This window comes from Vreelandella sp. GE22, assembly GCF_968212445.1.
Genome location: NZ_OZ309110.1, coordinates 3,799,241 through 3,815,920 on the forward strand (window position 1 = coordinate 3,799,241; position 16,680 = coordinate 3,815,920).

General features: G+C 62.2%; 16 protein-coding genes. 4 read left to right on the forward strand and 12 right to left on the reverse strand.

The window, feature by feature from the left end:
- The first annotated feature begins 251 nt into the window (after positions 1–251).
- Positions 252–2,435 (forward strand): YccS family putative transporter, encoded by a 2,184-nt coding sequence (yccS, locus tag ACWHRL_RS17805; RefSeq protein WP_447894705.1) that lies wholly within the window; start codon positions 252–254, stop codon positions 2,433–2,435.
- A gap of 4 nt (positions 2,436–2,439) precedes the next feature.
- Here yccS and recG read toward each other — a convergent pair whose 3' ends face one another.
- Together recG and ACWHRL_RS17815 are read right to left on the reverse strand one after the other, a co-directional pair.
- Complete coding sequence (gene recG, locus ACWHRL_RS17810) at positions 2,440–4,518, reverse strand: ATP-dependent DNA helicase RecG (RefSeq protein ID WP_447896199.1); 2,079 nt, start codon at positions 4,516–4,518, stop codon at positions 2,440–2,442.
- Positions 4,515–5,426 (reverse strand): hydrogen peroxide-inducible genes activator, encoded by a 912-nt coding sequence (locus ACWHRL_RS17815; protein WP_447894706.1) that lies wholly within the window; start codon positions 5,424–5,426, stop codon positions 4,515–4,517. Before ACWHRL_RS17815 ends, recG begins: the two co-directional genes overlap by 4 nt.
- A 152-nt stretch (positions 5,427–5,578) precedes the next feature.
- Here ACWHRL_RS17815 and ACWHRL_RS17820 point away from each other — a divergent pair, with 152 nt between their 5' ends.
- Positions 5,579–6,457 (forward strand): SDR family oxidoreductase, encoded by an 879-nt coding sequence (locus ACWHRL_RS17820; RefSeq protein ID WP_447894707.1) that lies wholly within the window; start codon positions 5,579–5,581, stop codon positions 6,455–6,457.
- Between the two features lie 63 nt (positions 6,458–6,520).
- Here the strand turns inward: ACWHRL_RS17820 and ACWHRL_RS17825 are convergent, their stop codons facing one another.
- From ACWHRL_RS17825 to gmk, 4 genes are all read right to left on the reverse strand, one after another.
- Positions 6,521–6,910 (reverse strand): RidA family protein, encoded by a 390-nt coding sequence (locus tag ACWHRL_RS17825; RefSeq protein WP_447530407.1) that lies wholly within the window; start codon positions 6,908–6,910, stop codon positions 6,521–6,523.
- A 136-nt stretch (positions 6,911–7,046) separates the two neighbouring features.
- A complete protein-coding gene (locus ACWHRL_RS17830; protein WP_447894708.1) occupies positions 7,047–9,179 on the reverse strand; it encodes a RelA/SpoT family protein in 2,133 nt (710 codons plus the stop codon).
- A gap of 27 nt (positions 9,180–9,206) precedes the next feature.
- On the reverse strand, positions 9,207–9,464 hold the full coding sequence (gene rpoZ, locus ACWHRL_RS17835; RefSeq protein ID WP_447530409.1) for a DNA-directed RNA polymerase subunit omega: 258 nt from the start codon (positions 9,462–9,464) through the stop codon (positions 9,207–9,209).
- Between the two features lie 85 nt (positions 9,465–9,549).
- Complete coding sequence (gene gmk / locus ACWHRL_RS17840; RefSeq protein WP_447530410.1) at positions 9,550–10,182, reverse strand: guanylate kinase; 633 nt, start codon at positions 10,180–10,182, stop codon at positions 9,550–9,552.
- Positions 10,183–10,361: 179 nt separating this feature from the next.
- On the opposite strand from gmk, the gene ACWHRL_RS17845 reads away from it, so the two are divergent.
- Positions 10,362–11,057: an extensin-like domain-containing protein gene (locus ACWHRL_RS17845; protein ID WP_447894709.1), complete on the forward strand. Its 696-nt coding sequence runs from the start codon at positions 10,362–10,364 to the stop codon at positions 11,055–11,057.
- Between the two features lie 13 nt (positions 11,058–11,070).
- On the opposite strand, the gene ACWHRL_RS17850 is transcribed toward ACWHRL_RS17845, so the two are convergent.
- The 4 genes from ACWHRL_RS17850 to ACWHRL_RS17865 all read right to left on the reverse strand — a co-directional run bounded on the left by ACWHRL_RS17850 (position 11,071) and on the right by ACWHRL_RS17865 (position 14,442).
- Positions 11,071–11,322: a hypothetical protein gene (locus ACWHRL_RS17850; RefSeq protein WP_447894710.1), complete on the reverse strand. Its 252-nt coding sequence runs from the start codon at positions 11,320–11,322 to the stop codon at positions 11,071–11,073.
- A gap of 81 nt (positions 11,323–11,403) precedes the next feature.
- Complete coding sequence (locus tag ACWHRL_RS17855; RefSeq protein WP_447894711.1) at positions 11,404–12,600, reverse strand: MFS transporter; 1,197 nt, start codon at positions 12,598–12,600, stop codon at positions 11,404–11,406.
- 175 nt (positions 12,601–12,775) lie between these two features.
- On the reverse strand, positions 12,776–13,102 hold the full coding sequence (locus ACWHRL_RS17860; protein ID WP_447894712.1) for a helix-turn-helix domain-containing protein: 327 nt from the start codon (positions 13,100–13,102) through the stop codon (positions 12,776–12,778).
- Positions 13,099–14,442, reverse strand: coding sequence for a type II toxin-antitoxin system HipA family toxin (locus ACWHRL_RS17865; RefSeq protein WP_447894713.1), 1,344 nt, complete (start codon positions 14,440–14,442; stop codon positions 13,099–13,101). The genes ACWHRL_RS17860 and ACWHRL_RS17865 overlap by 4 nt, the downstream gene beginning before the upstream one ends.
- Positions 14,443–14,577: 135 nt before the next feature.
- Between ACWHRL_RS17865 and ACWHRL_RS17870 the strand changes: the two genes are divergently transcribed.
- On the forward strand, positions 14,578–15,204 hold the full coding sequence (locus tag ACWHRL_RS17870; protein ID WP_447894714.1) for a DNA-3-methyladenine glycosylase family protein: 627 nt from the start codon (positions 14,578–14,580) through the stop codon (positions 15,202–15,204).
- On the opposite strand, the gene ACWHRL_RS17875 is transcribed toward ACWHRL_RS17870, so the two are convergent.
- Complete coding sequence (locus ACWHRL_RS17875) at positions 15,201–16,070, reverse strand: pirin family protein (protein ID WP_447894715.1); 870 nt, start codon at positions 16,068–16,070, stop codon at positions 15,201–15,203. The two genes, ACWHRL_RS17870 and ACWHRL_RS17875, sit on opposite strands and share 4 nt — an antisense overlap.
- 147 nt (positions 16,071–16,217) lie before the next feature.
- On the reverse strand, positions 16,218–16,340 hold the full coding sequence (locus tag ACWHRL_RS17880; protein WP_447894716.1) for a hypothetical protein: 123 nt from the start codon (positions 16,338–16,340) through the stop codon (positions 16,218–16,220).
- Positions 16,341–16,680 lie beyond the last annotated feature (340 nt).

A 16,680-nucleotide genomic window follows, 5' to 3' on the forward strand; every position in this document is an offset into this window, starting at 1 on the left:
CGCCGGTTTGCACCTTTTTGGATGTGCCTGACGATTGCCACCCTGGTCCCAGGCGAAACGCCTTTTACCCCGCTATACCAGCACCTTTCCTTACATGTGTATCCGAATACACGTCCAGGGCAACGGCTTTATGTCGCGTTGGCCAATGCATCGGTGAAATATCCTAAAGTAACCGCTTGATAGGTGCGCCATAGCAACTCACGCGCCGCCATTGTTATACTAACGTCTAATAAATCAAACGAAGAGACGCCATGCCGATCCTGCGCCGCCTTTGGACCCTGGACAAGTTCGCCTACAGCCTGCGCGTGTTTATCGCCTTTAGCGGGGCGCTGCTTTTTAGCGTGCTACAGGCCGACGTGGCGCTGGTGATTCCGCTGTTTTTGGGCATTATCGCCTGCGCGCTCTCGGAAACCGACGATAGCTGGCAGGGCCGCCTGCAGGCGCTGGTGGTCACGCTGTTATGTTTTGCGCTGGCCTCTTTTATCGTCCAGTGGCTGTTTCCCTGGCCGTGGCTGTTCGCGTTGGGCCTGGGGGTGTCGGCGTTTACGCTGATCATGCTCGGTGCCATCGGCCAGCGCTACGCGACGATCGCCTCGGGCACGCTGATCCTGTCGATCTATTCGATGATCAATATCGAGCAGCACGGCGGCGTGGATGCGGACGTGGCCTCGCGCCAGCTTCTGCTGCTGGCGGGGGCGGCCTGGTACGGGGTCATTTCGGTCATCTGGTGTGCGCTTTTTTCCCGCCAGCCGCTCAAGCAGAGCATGGCGCGGGTCTACAAAACCCTGGGCGAGTTTTTGATTCTCAAGTCGGCGCTTTTTGAGCCGGTGCGCGGAGTGGATGTCGAGGCGCGTCGAGTGGCGCTCGCGCACCAAAACGGCCAAGTGGTCGCCGCACTCAATCAGGCCAAGGAGATGATCTTTCGGCGGCTGGAGGGCCAACGCGGCAGCCAAAAGCTCAACCGTTACCTGCGCATCTATTTCGTGGCCCAGGATATCCACGAGCGGGCAAGCTCCACCCACTACCCCTACGGCGCACTGACCGAGGCGTTTTTCCACCACGACGTGCTGTTTCGCTGTCAGCGCCTTCTCGACCAGCAGGGCCGGGCGTGCCGCCAGCTGGCCAAATCGCTTCTATTGAACCGGCCGTTTAGCCATGAGCAAAGCGAGCAGGCGTTGGTCGACCTGCGCGCCTCGATCGATAACCTGCGCGACCGCGGCCGCCCGGAGTGGCGCAACCTGATCCACCCACTCAACGCGTTGGCGGACAACCTGGCCACACTAGAGGCGCAGATCGCCAGCGCCCATAACCCGGACAGCAGCGTGGTGCGGCGCGACAGCGCGCTTTATGACCGCTCGCCGGCCAGCCTTAAGGATGCCTGGAGCCGCGTGCGCTTGAATTTGACGCTGGGCTCGCCGACCTTTCGCCACGCCGTGCGCCTTTCCACCGCGCTGATGGCGGGCTACGCGATTTTGCACTGGCTGGACCCGGAACAGGGCTTCTGGATCCTGCTCACCACGCTGTTCGTCTGCCGACCCAATTTCGCGACCACCCGGCGCTTTCTCTCCCAGCGGATTCTGGGCACGGTGCTGGGGCTGATTGCTGGCTGGGCATCGATTAGTCTTTTTCCCCAGCCCGGCATTCAAAGCATCATCGCGGTCGCCGCCGGGGTCGCGTTCTTTGCCAACCGGGAGCGGCACTACGTGATCGCGACCGCCTCGATCACCCTGCTGGTGCTTTGCAGCTTCAACCAGGTGGGCGACGGTTTTAATCTGATTTGGCCGCGGCTGTTCGATACGCTGATCGGCGCGGTGATTGCCGGGCTTGCGGTATTTTTCATTCTGCCGGACTGGCAGGGACGCAAACTTTACCGCGAAGCCGCCAAGGTGCTGACCAGCCACCGCGGCTATCTCGACGAGATCGTCCACCAGTACGAAGAGGGCAAGCAGGACGACTTGAGCTACCGCCTGGCGCGGCGCAACGCGCACAACGCCGATGCGGCGTTTTCGACGCTTTTGACCAACATGCTTCACGAGCCGGGCCACTACCGCAAGCAGGATGCGGACAGCGGCCTGCGCTTTTTGGTGCTCTCCAATACGCTGCTGAGCCACCTTTCCGCGCTGGGCGCCCACCGCCACCGGCTAACCGAAGCCGAAGACGATGCCGCGCTGATGCCCCAGGCCAAACGGATTAGCGAGCTACTGGCGGCGCTGACCGAGCAACTCCACAAGCGCCGGCCCGTCACGGATTTGGAAGACCAGACCCGTGCGCTTCTGGACGCGCTGGGCGAGCCGGCGCAAGCGCCCGAGAGCGACGCCAACGCCGTTACGCTTTACCGGCCCATTCAGAGCCAGCTACGGCTGATCGCCGAACAGCTAACGCCGCTGGCGCAGAGCGCCGGGCGGCTGACCCAAACCAAATCCGACGCCTCATGAACCGCTATACCTGGCCGTAGCGCCCGGCCGCCTCGCCCAGCCAGCGGCGCACCAGCACGGCGGTGGCCTCGCTATCGCTTTGCAGCACCTGGGCAAGGGCCGTAACCCGTTCGAGCAGATCAGCATCGCGCTCCAGGTCGGCGATTTTCATCTGGGCAAGCCCGGTCTGGCGGGTGCCCAGTACCTCGCCGGGGCCACGAATCTCCAAATCTTTTTCAGCGATGCGAAAGCCGTCGGTGGTTTCGCGCATCACGCCCAGGCGCTCTTTGGAGCTTTTGGAGAGCGGCGGATGATAAAGCAGCACGCAGAAGCTCTCCAGGCTACCCCGCCCCACCCGGCCGCGCAGCTGATGAAGCTGGGAAAGCCCCAAACGCTCCGGGTTTTCGATGATCATGAGACTCGCGTTGGGCACGTCCACTCCCACCTCGATCACCGTGGTGGCGACCAACAGATCAAGCTCCCCTTCCTTGAACGCTGCCATTACCTCGGCTTTTTCGCCGGCTTTCATGCGCCCGTGGATCAGGCCGATGGCAAGCTCCGGCAGCGCGGAGGTCAACTCTTCCCGAGTGACCTCGGCGGCCTGGCACTGTAATACCTCGGACTCGTCGATCAGCGTGCAGACCCAGTAGGCCTGGCGGCCGTCGCTGCAGGCGCGGCGGATCCGCTCGACCACCTCCGGGCGGCGCTCATCAGACACCACGACGGTTTTCACCGGCGTGCGCCCCGGCGGCAGCTCGTCGATCACCGAAACGTCCAGATCCGCGTAGGCGCTCATGGCAAGCGTTCTGGGGATGGGGGTCGCGGTCATGATCAGCTGGTGCGGGGTAAGCCCGCCCGCCTCGCCCTTTTCACGCAGCGCCAGGCGCTGGTGAACGCCGAAACGATGCTGCTCGTCGATGATCGCAAGCCCCAGGCAGTGGAACGCGACATCGTCCTGGAAAAGCGCGTGGGTGCCGACCACCATGCGCGCCCGGCCATCGGCGATGGCCGCCTTGGCATCCAGCCGGCTTTTGCCCTTGAGTTTGCCGGCAAGCCACGCCACCTCGATCCCCAGCGGCTCGAACCAGGCCTTGAAGGAGCGGTAGTGCTGCTCGGCCAGGATCTCCGTGGGCGCCATGATCGCCGCCTGGCAGTCGCCGGAAAGCGCCGAAAGCGCGGCCATGGCGGCGACCACGGTCTTGCCCGAACCGACATCGCCTTGAACCAGCCTGAGCATCGGCGCGCTCTGCCCCAAGTCGAGCTCGATCTCCTCGAGCACCCGGCGCTGGGCGCCGGTGAGCGCAAAGGGAAGCTGGGTCAAAAAGCGGGTTTGCAGGCTGCGCCCGGCGGGAAGCCTGGGCGCGCCATCGGCCTGGATGCGCAGGCGCACCTCGCGAAGGCTTAGCTGGTGGGCCAGAAGCTCCTCGAGGGCCAGCCGCCGGGTGGCCGGGTGCAGGCCCTGGGCCAGGGTATCCAGGTCCACATCCGGCGGCGGCTGATGCAAAAGCGCGAGGCTTTCGTGAAGCCCCGGCAGGTCGAAACGCTCGGCAAGCGCCGGCAAAATCATGTCCGGCAACGCCTGCGGGGCCTCGGTTAGTCTGGCGAGCGCCTGGCTTGTGAGGGCGCGCAGCCGGGTCTGGTGCAGCCCTTCGGTGGTGGGATAAATCGGCGTGTAGTGCTCTTCGACCGGCGTCTCGGCGGCGCCGCTTGGGCGGTACTCCGGGTGGTAGATCTCAAGACCCGTGGCGCCGGCGCGGGCCTCGCCAAAGGCGCGCAGCGTGACCCCGGGGCGCAGCTGCTGGCTTTGGGCCGGCGAGAAGTGAAAAAAACGCAGGCTCAGGATGCCACTTGCGTCGCGCAGGCGCACCAGCAGGCTACGCCTTCGCCCCTTGACGATATCGCAGGCGGTGACTTCGCCCTCGATCACGGCCTCGCTGCCCGCGCGCAAGAGCCCGATGGGCGTGACGCGGGTACGATCCTGATAGCGCAGCGGCAGGTGAAACAGCAGGTCGCTCACGCGCTCGACCCCTAGCCGTGCAAGTTTGAGCGCTAGCGCCTCGCCGACACCCTTGAGCTCGGTGACCGGCGCGTCGAGCTCGTTCATGGCGCGGGCTGCCGGCACTGGCTGATCGCCTCGATCAAGGCGTCGATGGCCTTGGGCCGAGGAAAACTCGCCCGCCAGGCGATGGCCACGGTACGCGAAGGCGCCGGCGCCACGAAAGGCCGGCTTGTCAGTAGCGACTGCTCGTGCTTATCTGTACCCAACGCCGACTGCGGCAGCACCGTAATGCCCAGTTTCGAGGCCACCATATGACGGATCGTCTCGAGGGAGCCGCCTTCGGCAATCAGCGTATTGCTCGGGCTATTGAGCTTGTGGGTAATCGCCGGGCAGGCCTCCAGTATCTGGTCGCGAAAGCAGTGCCCCTCACCCAGCAGTAAAAGCCGCTCCTCGAGCAGATCCTCCTTATCGATCGCCTCCCGCGCCGCCCAAGGGTGGTTGCTGGGGATCAGCACCTCGAACGCCTCGTCGTAAATCGCCTTGGTCACCACGTCGGTTTCGGTAAACGGCAGCGCCACGATGATCACGTCCAGTTCGCCGCTTCTAAGCTTGCTACGCAGCGTGCCAGTCAGCCCCTCTTCGATATAGAGCGGCATTTGCGGCGCCACCTGGGCCAGCGCCGGAATCAGGTGCGGGTAAAGGTAAGGCCCGATGGTGTAAATGGCCCCAATGCGTAGCGGGTTGGCCAGTTGGTCGCGCCCGGCGCTTGCCAGCTCGAAAATCAGACTGGATTGCTCCAGCACGCGCTGGGCCTGGGCGATGATCTTCTCGCCAAGCGGGGTGACCTGCACCGTGGACTTGGAGCGCTCGAACAAAGGCGTGTCGAGCTCGTCCTCGAGTTTTTTGACCGCCACCGAAAGCGTCGGCTGGGAGACGTGACACCGCTCGGCAGCGCGGCCGAAGTGGCGCTCTTGTGCAAGGGTTACGATGTAGCGAAGTTCTGTTAAAGTCATAACGGTGCCGGCTGGCATCCTCTCGTAGCAGGTCGTGACGCATCGTCGTGGCCATGAACGGGATGGCAAGGACAGACAAACCTCTTTGACGATGGCATATCTCAAAGGGACTTTGTATCTAATAGGGAATATTTATCAAGAGGAGTGCGCAGGTGAAACTCACTGTACTGATTATCGGCTGTGGCGATATCGGCATCACCCTGGGGCGCGAGCTCTTGAGTGAAGGACATCGCGTGGTGGGCGTGCGCCGCCAAACCGAGTCGTTACAGGGTACTGGTATCGAACCCCTGGCCCTCGATCTTAACCATCTTGAAGGGGCGAGCGCCACGGCGCTACCCCAAGCGGACTACGTGATCTACACCGTCAGCGCCGACCGCTTCGAGGAGAGCGCCTACCAAAGCGCCTACCCGGATGGCTTGAAGCGCGTGCTCAGCGTACTGGAGCAACACGACGTGCCGCCACGGCGTATTTTCTTCGTCTCTTCGACCAGCGTTTATGGCCAGCAAGAGGGCGAAGCGGTCAGCGAAGTCAGCCCCACGGACTCCACCAGCTTTTCCGGTAGCCTGATGCGCGAAGCCGAGCAGGCGCTTTTGAACCACCCGCTGCCCGGTACGGTAGTGCGCTTTTCGGGCATCTACGGCCCGGGCCGCGACCGGCTGATTCACCAGGTGCTGGGTGGGCGTATGGCCGCCATAACGCCGGCGATCTACTCCAACCGTATTCACCGCGACGATTGCGCCGGCATACTCGCCCACCTGATCCAGTGTCAGGAGAGCGGCAAGCCCTTGGCCGAGCTTTACCTGGGCAGCGACTCTGAGCCTGCCACCATGTACGACGTCATGAGCTGGCTTGCCAAAGAGCTCAAGGTGGAAACCACCGAGACCATGCAGTCACCGCTTCGCCGGCGTACCAGCAAACGCTGCGATAACAGCCGTATCCGCGAGACGGGCTACGTGTTTCGCTACCCGAGCTTTCGCGAGGGCTACGCCCAGATCCTCAAGGAAGGCGGCTTCAAGCCACAAAAAGCGTAACGGCTTTTCAACACAAAAGAGCGAGCCCTTGGGCTCGCTCTTTTTTTGGCTCACCGGCAGCGCTTAGTCGCCAATGATCATCACGGCTTCGGCTTCCACTTGGCTCCCCTTGGGCAGCGCGCGAACGCCTACCGCGGCGCGCGCGGGGAACGGCGCCTTGAAGAACTCTTCCATGACACGATTCACGATGGCGAAGTTATCCAGGTCCACCAGGTACAGGTTGAGCTTGACGATATCGGCAAGCGTACCGGCGGCTTCTTCGCACACCGCTTGCAAGTTGGTGAACACCTGACGCGTTTGAGCTTCGATATCACCGGCTACGAGTTCCATGGACTCCGGGTCGAGCGGGATCTGACCGGACATATAAACCGTATTGCCCGCCTTGATGGCCTGGGAGTAGGGGCCGATGGCGGCCGGGGCTTTCTCGGTATTGATAACGGCTTTATTGCTCATGGTGCCTTGCTCCTGTTGCGGCCATTCAATGGCATTTTTAATAAATGTGTTAAACGAATAAAACCTTCCAACCGTACATAAAAAGCCGCTCCCGCCCGCGCATCAAAGGCATTGAAAGCGCGCGACCAGGGAGGGCTTAGTTGGCTATTCGGGTTATTTTGCTGACGCTTGGCAGGTTGCGGATACGTTTCATGATGCGGGCCAGGTGAACCCGCCCCTTGACCGAGAGCGTCAGGTTCACCGTGGATAGACGAGCGTCGCGCTCTTCGATGCCGATACGCTCGATATTGGCGTCGGCGTCGGTCACAAGGCCTGCAAGCTCCGCCACCAGGCCTCGGCGGCTTTCGATCTCGATACGCAGCGCCACCGGGAAGTCTTCGTCGATGTTCTCCGACCACTCCAGGCTAAAGAGCTTTTCCGGATCGCTTTTCAAATCCGACAAATTCTTGCACTCGCTGCGATGCACGACGATGCCCTTGCCCACGGATAAATGCCCGACGACCGGGTCACCGGGCAGCGGGTGGCAGCAGCGGGCAAAGCTTAGCACCATGCCTTCGCTGCCGCTGATCACCACGGCGTCATCGCTGTTTTCCAACCGTTTGGGGCCGCCGCCCGCGCCGTGGGCAACGTCCACCAGCCGCCGGGCGGCGACGTAGGCCATGCGATTGCCAAGGCCCAATGATTCGAGCAAGGTGTCCAACGACGACACATCCAGCTCCTTGAAAGCCCGGGGGAAGATCCGTTCGTCGAGCTCCTCGAGGCTCGTCTCGAAGGAAGCGAGCGCCTTGTTCAAAAGCCGCCGCCCCAGCATGATCGCTTCCGACTGCTGCTGGTGTTTCAGCGCATGGCGAATGGCCGAACGCGCCTTGGCGGTGGAAACGAAGTTGAGCCAAGAGAGATTGGGCCGCGCGCCGGGGGCGGTAATGATTTCAAGGGTCTGCCCGCTTTCAAGGCGCGTGGAAAGCGGCGCCAAGTGGCGGTCGATACGACACGCGATGCAGTTGTTGCCGATATCGGTGTGCACGCTGTAGGCAAAATCGACCACCGTCGCCCCCTGGGGGAGCTCCATGATGTCGCCCTTGGGCGTGAAGACGTAGATATCGTCGGGGAACAAGTCGTTTTTGACGTGCTCGATGAACTCCAGCGAGTCGCCGGCGTGGCGCTGCATCTCCAAAAGCCCTTTCACCCAGGCCCGCGCCCGAGCATGGCTGCCTTCGGCGATGGGATGGGAGGTTTGGCCGGCCTTGTAGAGCCAGTGCGCGGCGATGCCGTTGTTCGCCATGGCTTCCATTTCACGGGTGCGTATCTGCACCTCGATGGGCATACCGCGCTGGCCAAAGAGCGTGGTGTGCAGGCTCTGGTAGCCGTTCGCTTTGGGAATGGCGATGTAATCCTTGAAGCGCCCGGGTACCGGCTTGAACAGGTTGTGGACCACGCCCAGGATGCGGTAGCAGCTCGCCACATCGTCGGTGATGATGCGAAAGCCGAACACGTCCATGATTTCGGCAAAGGGCTTGCGCTGATCGCGCATCTTTTTATAGATCGACAGCAGGTGCTTTTGCCGGCCGACCACCGTGCCCTTGAGCGCTTCGTCGTCGAGGCTTTGTTGAAGCGAGGACTGTATTTCGCGCATCGCGCCGCGCCGGTTACCCCGGGCCTTGGCCACCGCGCGCTTGATCCGCTCGGCGCGCATCGGATGGATCGCCTGAAAGGAGAGATCCTCGAGCTCGATACGAATGGTGTTGATACCCAACCGCCCGGCCACCCGGGCATAGATTTCCAGCGTCTCACGAGCGATGCGCCGCTTTTTGTCCGGACGAAGCGCCCCCAGGGTGCGCATGTTGTGCAGGCGGTCGGCGAGTTTGACGATGATGACGCGAATATCCCGCGACATCGCCAGCACCATCTTCTGGAAGTTCTCGGCCTGGGCGACGGCCTTGTCTTCGAAGGTGATCTGCGTCAGCTTCGAGACACCGTCGACCAGCTCCGCCACCGGGTGGCCGAACTGCTCGCCCAACGCGTGTTTCGAGACCCCGGTATCTTCGATGACATCGTGCAGCATGGCGGCCATCAGGCTCTGATGGTCCATGTGCATGTTGGCCAAAATGTTGGCCACGGCGAGCGGGTGGGTAACGTAGGGCTCGCCGGAGCGGCGGCGCTGGCCGTCGTGGGCCTGTTCGGCGTAGTAGAAGGCGCGTTTGACCTGTTGGATTTCATCCAAGGGTAAATAGCCGCCGAGTCGGTCGGCCAGGTCATCGATGGTGAACATTTACCGCGCCCCTGATCGGTTTTAGGCTTAGTCGTCGATTTGGACGCTAGGCGCGGCCGGGCGCTGACGCACCGGTGCCTCGACGGGCTCGTCCAGCACGGTATGATCGACCAGACCCGCGGCAATTTCACGCAGCGCCAGGACCGTCGGTTTATCGTTTTCCCAGGCCAGCTGTGAATCCCGCGAGCCGCGGGCGAGCTGACGGGCACGCTGGGTGGAAATCATCACCAGCTTGAAGCGGTTTTCAACATTTTCCAAACAATCTTCAACGGTTACGCGTGCCATGGGGCTTTCCTTTAATAACGGCGCCGGGCCAGCAGTGCTTAAAACGCCTGCCAGCCCGGCAAAATGGGCAACTTGACCCGATAGATTACTCGACGGTTGGCGCCTGTGACAAGAGCGCTTCGAGCAGCGGTGCGTGGCGATGCTGCATGGCAACACACGTTAGCCGCTGGCTGATGACCAGCGACGTGAGCTCGCCAAGGGCGGTGGTGAAGTCGTCGTTCACGACCAGGTAGTCGTATTCGTCGAAATGGGTCATCTCGTTGACCGCATCGCGCATGCGCCGCTCGATCACCGCGTGCTCGTCGGTGCCCCGGCTGGCCAGGCGGCGTTCGAGCTCGGCCCGGGAAGGCGGCAAAATGAAGATCGATACGGCGTCTTTCATCTGCGCTCTGACCTGCTGCGCGCCCTGCCAGTCGATTTCCAGAATCACGTCCTGGCCGGCGGCCAGCAGCGACTGAACGGCTTGACGCGAGGTACCGTAGTAGTTATCAAAGACCCTGGCGTACTCGAAAAAGTCGCCACGCTCGATCATCGTCTCGAACGTTTGGGTCTGGCAGAAGTGATAGTTCACCCCGTCCACTTCCCCCTCGCGGCGGCCCCGTGTGGTATGCGAGACCGACACCTGAAGGCCATCCATACTCTCGATCAGCTCGCGAACCAGGCTGGTTTTGCCAGCGCCGGACGGCGCCGAAACGATAAACAGCGTACCCTGGGACATGAAACGCTTCCCTAATTGATAAAAACAGTCGTTAGCCCTGTGACGCCGCCACGCTTGCTGGCCGCGGTGCGCACTAAAGGCGGGCAGTATCGCATAACTGCCGCGCGGTCTGTAGTAGAAGACATGAGTAGACGACATGGTAGCAGCCACGCAACGAACGTCATCGAAAGGAGTGCGGTATGCGGGGAACGATCTTTATATTAGCGCTGATCGCGCTGGGCGTGGCGCTGCAAAAAGGCCTGATCGAGGTCCCCCGCGAGTGGGCGCCCTGGGCGCCCTTGCACATCGACGACCCGATCACCCCGGTCACACAGTTAAAACTCAAGCGGCTGGAGGGCGACCGCGCCGGTTGCCTGGCGGCGCTCGAGACCGCGCCAACGGCTGAGCTCGACGTCACCCCCATGAACGACTACTCGCCCACGGCCAGTTGCCCGCTCACCAACATCGTGCGCATGAACGCGAGCAGCGTACGCTTTAATCGAAGCTTCGTGGCCACCTGCCCCATGGCGCTTGCCTGGGTAATGTTCGAACGCCACGAACTACAGCCCGCCGCCGAACGAATCATGGGCAGCCGCGTAAGCCAGGTCGACCACGTGGGAAGCTTTGCGTGTCGTAACGTATACGGGCGTGAATCGGGCAGGCGCAGCGAACACGCCACGGCAGAAGCACTGGATGTAACCGGGTTTCGGTTCGAGAACGGCCAGCGTATTACGCTGATCAATAACTGGAATGACGAGGGGGCGGTGGGCGAGTTCTTCCGAGAAGCGCGGGACGGTGCCTGCAACACCTTTGGCAACGTACTAGGGCCTGAATACAACGCCGCGCATGCCGATCACTTTCACATGGGCATGCGCGGGTTCAGCCTTTGCCGCTAGACGCGGCGAGCGATCACTCGAGGTTGACGTCGTCTTCGTCGGTCAGCGCGCCCGCCGCCGCACCGGCGCCTGCGCCGAGTACCGCGCCGCCGCCAACGCTACCACCGGTCGCCGCTGCGGTACCGGCACCCGCCGCCGCGCCAAGGCCCGCGCCGCTGGTGGCGCGCTCGCCAGAGGTCGAGCCGCAGCCCGCCAGGCCGATGGTCAGGGCCGCAATGGCGCCCAGGGTCAAAATACGCGAGGCTTTTACAAATTGAGTATGCATGAGTCATCTCCTTATGGTGTGCACTCTTATACCTTAGAAAGAATTACCCACCTGCGCCAATTTTATTACCCCAACGCTTCGCTACCGCGCCTGGGCTACTCGGTAGGTGCGCTTTTCAAGCCAGCGCCCGTACACGAAAATGGCCAAACCACACAGGGCAAGCCCGGTGCCCACGAAGCCAGTGCTCGACGGCGTAAGCCCGGCGCTGATCGCAAGCCCGGCAAGCCAGGCGCCCAGCGCGTTGGCACCGTTGAAGGCGGCGTGATTGAGTGAGGCCGCCATGGTCTGGGCATCGCCGGCGACATCCATTAAGCGCGTTTGCAGCGACGGCGCCAGCGCCATGCTGGTGCCCACCAGGCCCACGAACAAAAGCCCGGTCCAGACGTTATTGGCCGCGAAGTAGTAAAGCCCCTGAATGACTGCACACCAGATCAAAATACGCGGAATCGCCCGCATCAGGTTCTTGTCGGCCATGCGCCCGCCCACCAGGTTACCGATGATCGAGCCGACACCGAAGATGACCAATACCAGCGGCCCTAGCGCCTCGCTCATACCGGCCTGCTGGGTCAGCGTCGGCATCACGTAGCTAAAGATCGAGAACATGCCGCCACAGCCCACGCAGGCAATGGCCACCGTGACCAGCACGCGCTGCTTGATCAGCGCGGAAAGCTCCTTGAGCGGGCTCGCCAGCGCATCGAAGGGTTGAACGGGCACGTAAAGGCGAATCAGCAGCGCCGTTAAAAGCGCGATGCCCCCCACCCCGGCAAAAGCGATTTGCCAGCCAAACTGGTTGCCCGCCCAGGTGCCCAGCGGCGCGCCGAGCAAAATCGCCACCGTCAGCCCCAGCATGACCCGGGAAACCGCCCGCGCCCGCTGGTCCACGGGTACCGCCCCGGCGGCCACCAGCGCCGCCACGCCGAAGTAGGCCCCGTGAGGCAGCCCGGCCAAAAAGCGCAGCCCCACGAAGGACCAAAACCCCGGCGCCATGGCGCTGGCAATGTTACCCACGGCGAACACCAGCATCAGCACGATCAAAAGCGAGCGCTTGGGCACCCGGGCCGCCATCGCGGAAATGATTGGCGCGCCGACCACCACGCCCAGGGCGTAGCTGCTGATCGCATACCCCACCTGGGGCACGGTCACGGCCAAATCCCCCGCCACCCGGTTCATTAACCCCATGATGACGAACTCGCTGGTCCCGATACCAAAACCACCCAGCGCTAACGCAAATTCGGCCAGACGAGGATTACTCGCCCGGCCCGCGGAAGACTCTTGCACACTCTGCTCCTCGGGGGTTAGCCCGCTTTTACAACGTTTGGAATGAGGTAAATGATCGCAGGATTAGACTAAAGTAGAAACTCTTTGCCCCAAAAACCTGCCAGCGAAACACGGGTAGCCAAAACCGAGAAGCCAAAACCAGAAATTTAAAACGTAGCACCTCGACCAGATGCCCTCAGGACGAGCGGCCATCCGCCTTGACGGATAACAAACGCTCGCGCAGCTGGCGGCTCTTGGGTATCAACCCTACTTGCAACCCCAGCGGGCGGAATACCTGGTCCAGCAGCGCCCGCGTCGGGCTCGCTTTATCCCCTTCGATATCGGAGAGCGAGCGGCGGCTGATACCGACCTTCTCGGCATATTGCGTTTGCGACATTCCCAGCACCTCACGACGCAATTGGCGCAGTACCTGGCCGGTGCTCATTTCCTCGCGCAGCAGCCGGTCGAGCAGCTCCACCAGCAGCGCCTCGCGCTCGATACTACTTAACGCTTTGCGCTTCATAGTAGCCCCCAACGCTTAAGCTTATCGTCCAGGTAATCGAGCCCCAGCGCCGGCGAGTCCAGCAGCGTAGGCGCCACGCCCCGCAGGGCAAGACGCTCTTTCAAGCCGAGCAACTGCCTGGCCTGGGCTTGCAGCTCGCCCATCAACTGCTCCGGGGGCAGGTGGGTTTTTAGCGCCTCGGCAATGGCGAACCAGTCGACCTCTCGCCCCTGCTCGAAAGGCGCGCCCCAGGTCGTGGTGCGAATAATACCTTCCGGGTCGGCCTTCATCGGTGCAAAGTCGTAAATCGGCGCCAGCCAAATTCCTTGCGGTGTTTTCAGTAACGCCGTATTGCGGCCGTGATTATCGCTGTTGGCAAACGCAATGTTGAGCAGATCACGTTTGACCCACTCACACACAAACTGCGCTTGATCGAAGGACTGTCCCTCTTCCAATACGCGATACTGCTTGCCAAGCTTGCCGGTCAATGCCTCGATCACCGCAAAGTGATTCAGAAAACTTCCGGGTTCGCGGCCCATCACGGCGTAAACGGATTCCAGACCGAAAAAAGTACGCTGACCCGCTATATGTGCCACGTCGAACCGCGGTAGCCAAAGCGAAGGATAGCGCTCGCCTTCCAGCAGCCGCATACCCTGGGTGTCGATGGTGGCCACGCCAAGGGCGGTGAGTTCCTGGTAGAAGTGGTACTCGGCGCGCAGAATGTTGCTGTCGAGCTCGCTGCGTTGACCGCGCGGAAATTTGACCAAATAGTGCTGGTCGGTGCTGGCCTGGTCGTCCTGATAGGTATCGATCCAGACCTGATCATCAGGCGTACAGCGCAGCAATAGCTTTGGCGCTTCGCCACCGGCACCGGTCGCGCCCCCACCCGCGGCGCCCATTTGCTGGGCATAGGCCAGGAAGTCACTATCCCGGTCTACGACATCACGTAAAGGAAAGCGCTGCTGCTCCAGCGTGCTACCCGCCGGGCGTGCGGGCAGCGACTCCTTGATGCGCAGATTGCCTACCGGCGCGATGGTGCCGTTGGCCAATAGGGTGTAATCCTGCTCCGCCTCGCTCAGCGATGCGATCCCCAGTTGAGTGACCCAATAGCGCCGGCTAGCGCCCGACGGCATGATGTCATCAAGAAACGTAAACCAGGTGGACGAATGGTGGGTTTCCATTAACGCGACGGGTAAACGTAAGCTGCAGGCCGCGTCATCGTCGCGCTCGAGATACTCGAGCGCGTAATCGGTCACATAGCCCAGCCGAGTCGCCCCTCGGCGCCCCTGCAAGGGGTGCTCGATGACCAGCTCGGCGGCGTCCTGCCATTGGCCGCGATGAAATAGTTGGATCATCAGCACTATCGGGCTACCTTGATTGAGTAATTTATTACTCAAAATTATAGCTCAGGGGCTTATTTTGTGCACTTTATTGCGCACCAGCGCTCAGAATAGGCTCTAATGAACATTATTTTGCTCATTAACCATTGGTGATTCATGTCGTTCGATATCTCTACCCAGCCCACCCTCGACCACGCCATGGCCGCGCTTGCCGAGGCCGACCGCGATATCGCCCGGGCCCTGGCGCACGTGGGTCCGCCCGCCCCTCGCCAACGCGACAAGGGCTTCGCCACCTTCTTCTCGACCATCGTCAGCCAGCAGATCTCTACCGGCGCCGCGCGGGCGATCATGGGCCGCGTGAATACGCTGCTACCGGAACTTCACGCCCAGGCGGTGATGGAGGTCGAAGGCCAGGCGCTGCGCGACGCCGGGCTCTCCTGGCGCAAGGTCGAGTACGCCAAGGGTCTGGCCGAGGCGGAGCTTGCCGGCACCTTCAGCGCCGACGGCCTGGAGGCGCTGGACGACGACGCGGCGATTACTGCGATCACCCAACTCAGAGGCTTTGGCCGCTGGAGCGCCGAAATCTACCTGATGTTCTCGCTCAAGCGTGCGGATATTTTCCCCGCGGACGACCTGGCGCTGCGCGTCGCCCTGGGCCGCCTCAAGCGCATGGACGACAAGCCCACGCCCAAGCAGGCGCGCCAGCTGGTAGAACACTGGGCGCCCTGGCGAAGCGTGGGCTCGCTGTTTCTATGGCACTACTACCGGGGCGAGCCGCTTTAGGCGTTCAGCCCGCCAAACTTGCCCGCCTGATAATCCTCGACCGCCTGGACGATCTCCTCGCGGGTGGTCATCACAAAGGGGCCGTGGGAGAAGACCGCCTCGTCGATGACGTCACCGTGGCCAAAGAGCAGCCGCGCACCCGATGAGGCTTCGATTTCAAGGGTCTCGCCGTCGCGGTCGACCTCGATCAGATGGTGGGCCTTGACCGGCTCGCCGCCCACACTCACCTCGCCGTTCACCACGTAGAGAAACACCTGGCGGCCAGCGGCCACGGGCAACGCCTCACTCGTACTCGCGGGCAGCGTGAGGGTCGACATGAAAATGCCGGTCAATGCCTCGATAGGCCCGGTCTTGTCGTCCCACTGCCCGGCGATCAGGTTCAGCTCGCCGCCGCCGGGAAGCGCCAGCGCCGGGATATCCTGCTGCTGCAGGCCCACGTAGTGCGGGTCGCTCATCTTCAGTTTTGACGGCAAATTGATCCAAAGCTGGAGAATCTCCAGCGGGCCGCCCTCGCGCTTGAACTCGGGCGGCGAGACTTCCGCGTGAACGATGCCGCTGCCCGCGGTCATCCACTGGACACCGCCTTCATGAATCACGCTCTGGTGATCGGTACTATCGGCGTGGGCAAGCGAGCCCTCGAGAATAAAAGTGACCGTCTCGAACCCGCGGTGCGGGTGCGGGCCAAAGGGCAGCCCCTGGTTATTGGCCGGGTAGGTCTGCGGGCCGTGGTGGTTCAAAAACAGAAACGGGTCGAGCTGATCGAGCCCGGGCCCCGGTAGCGGCCGCCGCGTGGTCAGGTCGCCGATATCGTCCCGGCGGGCGGCGTGCTGGGCGATGACGCGGCGGGTAGCGTTAGTAGCTGGCATGACAATCTCCATTTATCCTTTTATATGGCCCTAGCGTAAAACCTGCGCGGGCCAAAGAGGAGCGAATCTTTTGCTTCACCATGATTGAAAAAATAGCTGAAACATTGCCTGAGAACCGCTTTGTGAACGTTTTTGCGCCGCCTCGCCTCAGAACTCGGTGACTACCGTCACCCCCGCGCTTTCGAATTTATCCATGTTGACCAGCGCATTGAGCGAGCCGTGGGCGCCGCCACGAGTGATGTTCGTTACCGCCTCGGCCACATCCGCCATCTTTGCCGCGTTGACGGTAGCCACCGCGCCCAGCTGGGCAGGCCAGTTCTATCGCGTCTTCAGAGATATCCACAGCCACCACGTTGGCGCCGACAGCATTGGCGGTCATCACCGCCGAAAACCCCGCGCCGCCGCAGCCGTGAACGGCCACCCACAGGCCCAGCGCGGTTCTGCTCTGAGACCAACGCGTGAAACGGCATCACGAGCCGGCATCCCAGGCCAGCTGCGCTAGCGAAATCAAGCGTCTCCGGCAAGGCCACCAGGTTTACATCAGCGTAGTGAGCGCCCACGTACTCGGCAAAGGCCACCAATGGGCAAAGCCGAGCTGGAACTGGCTATC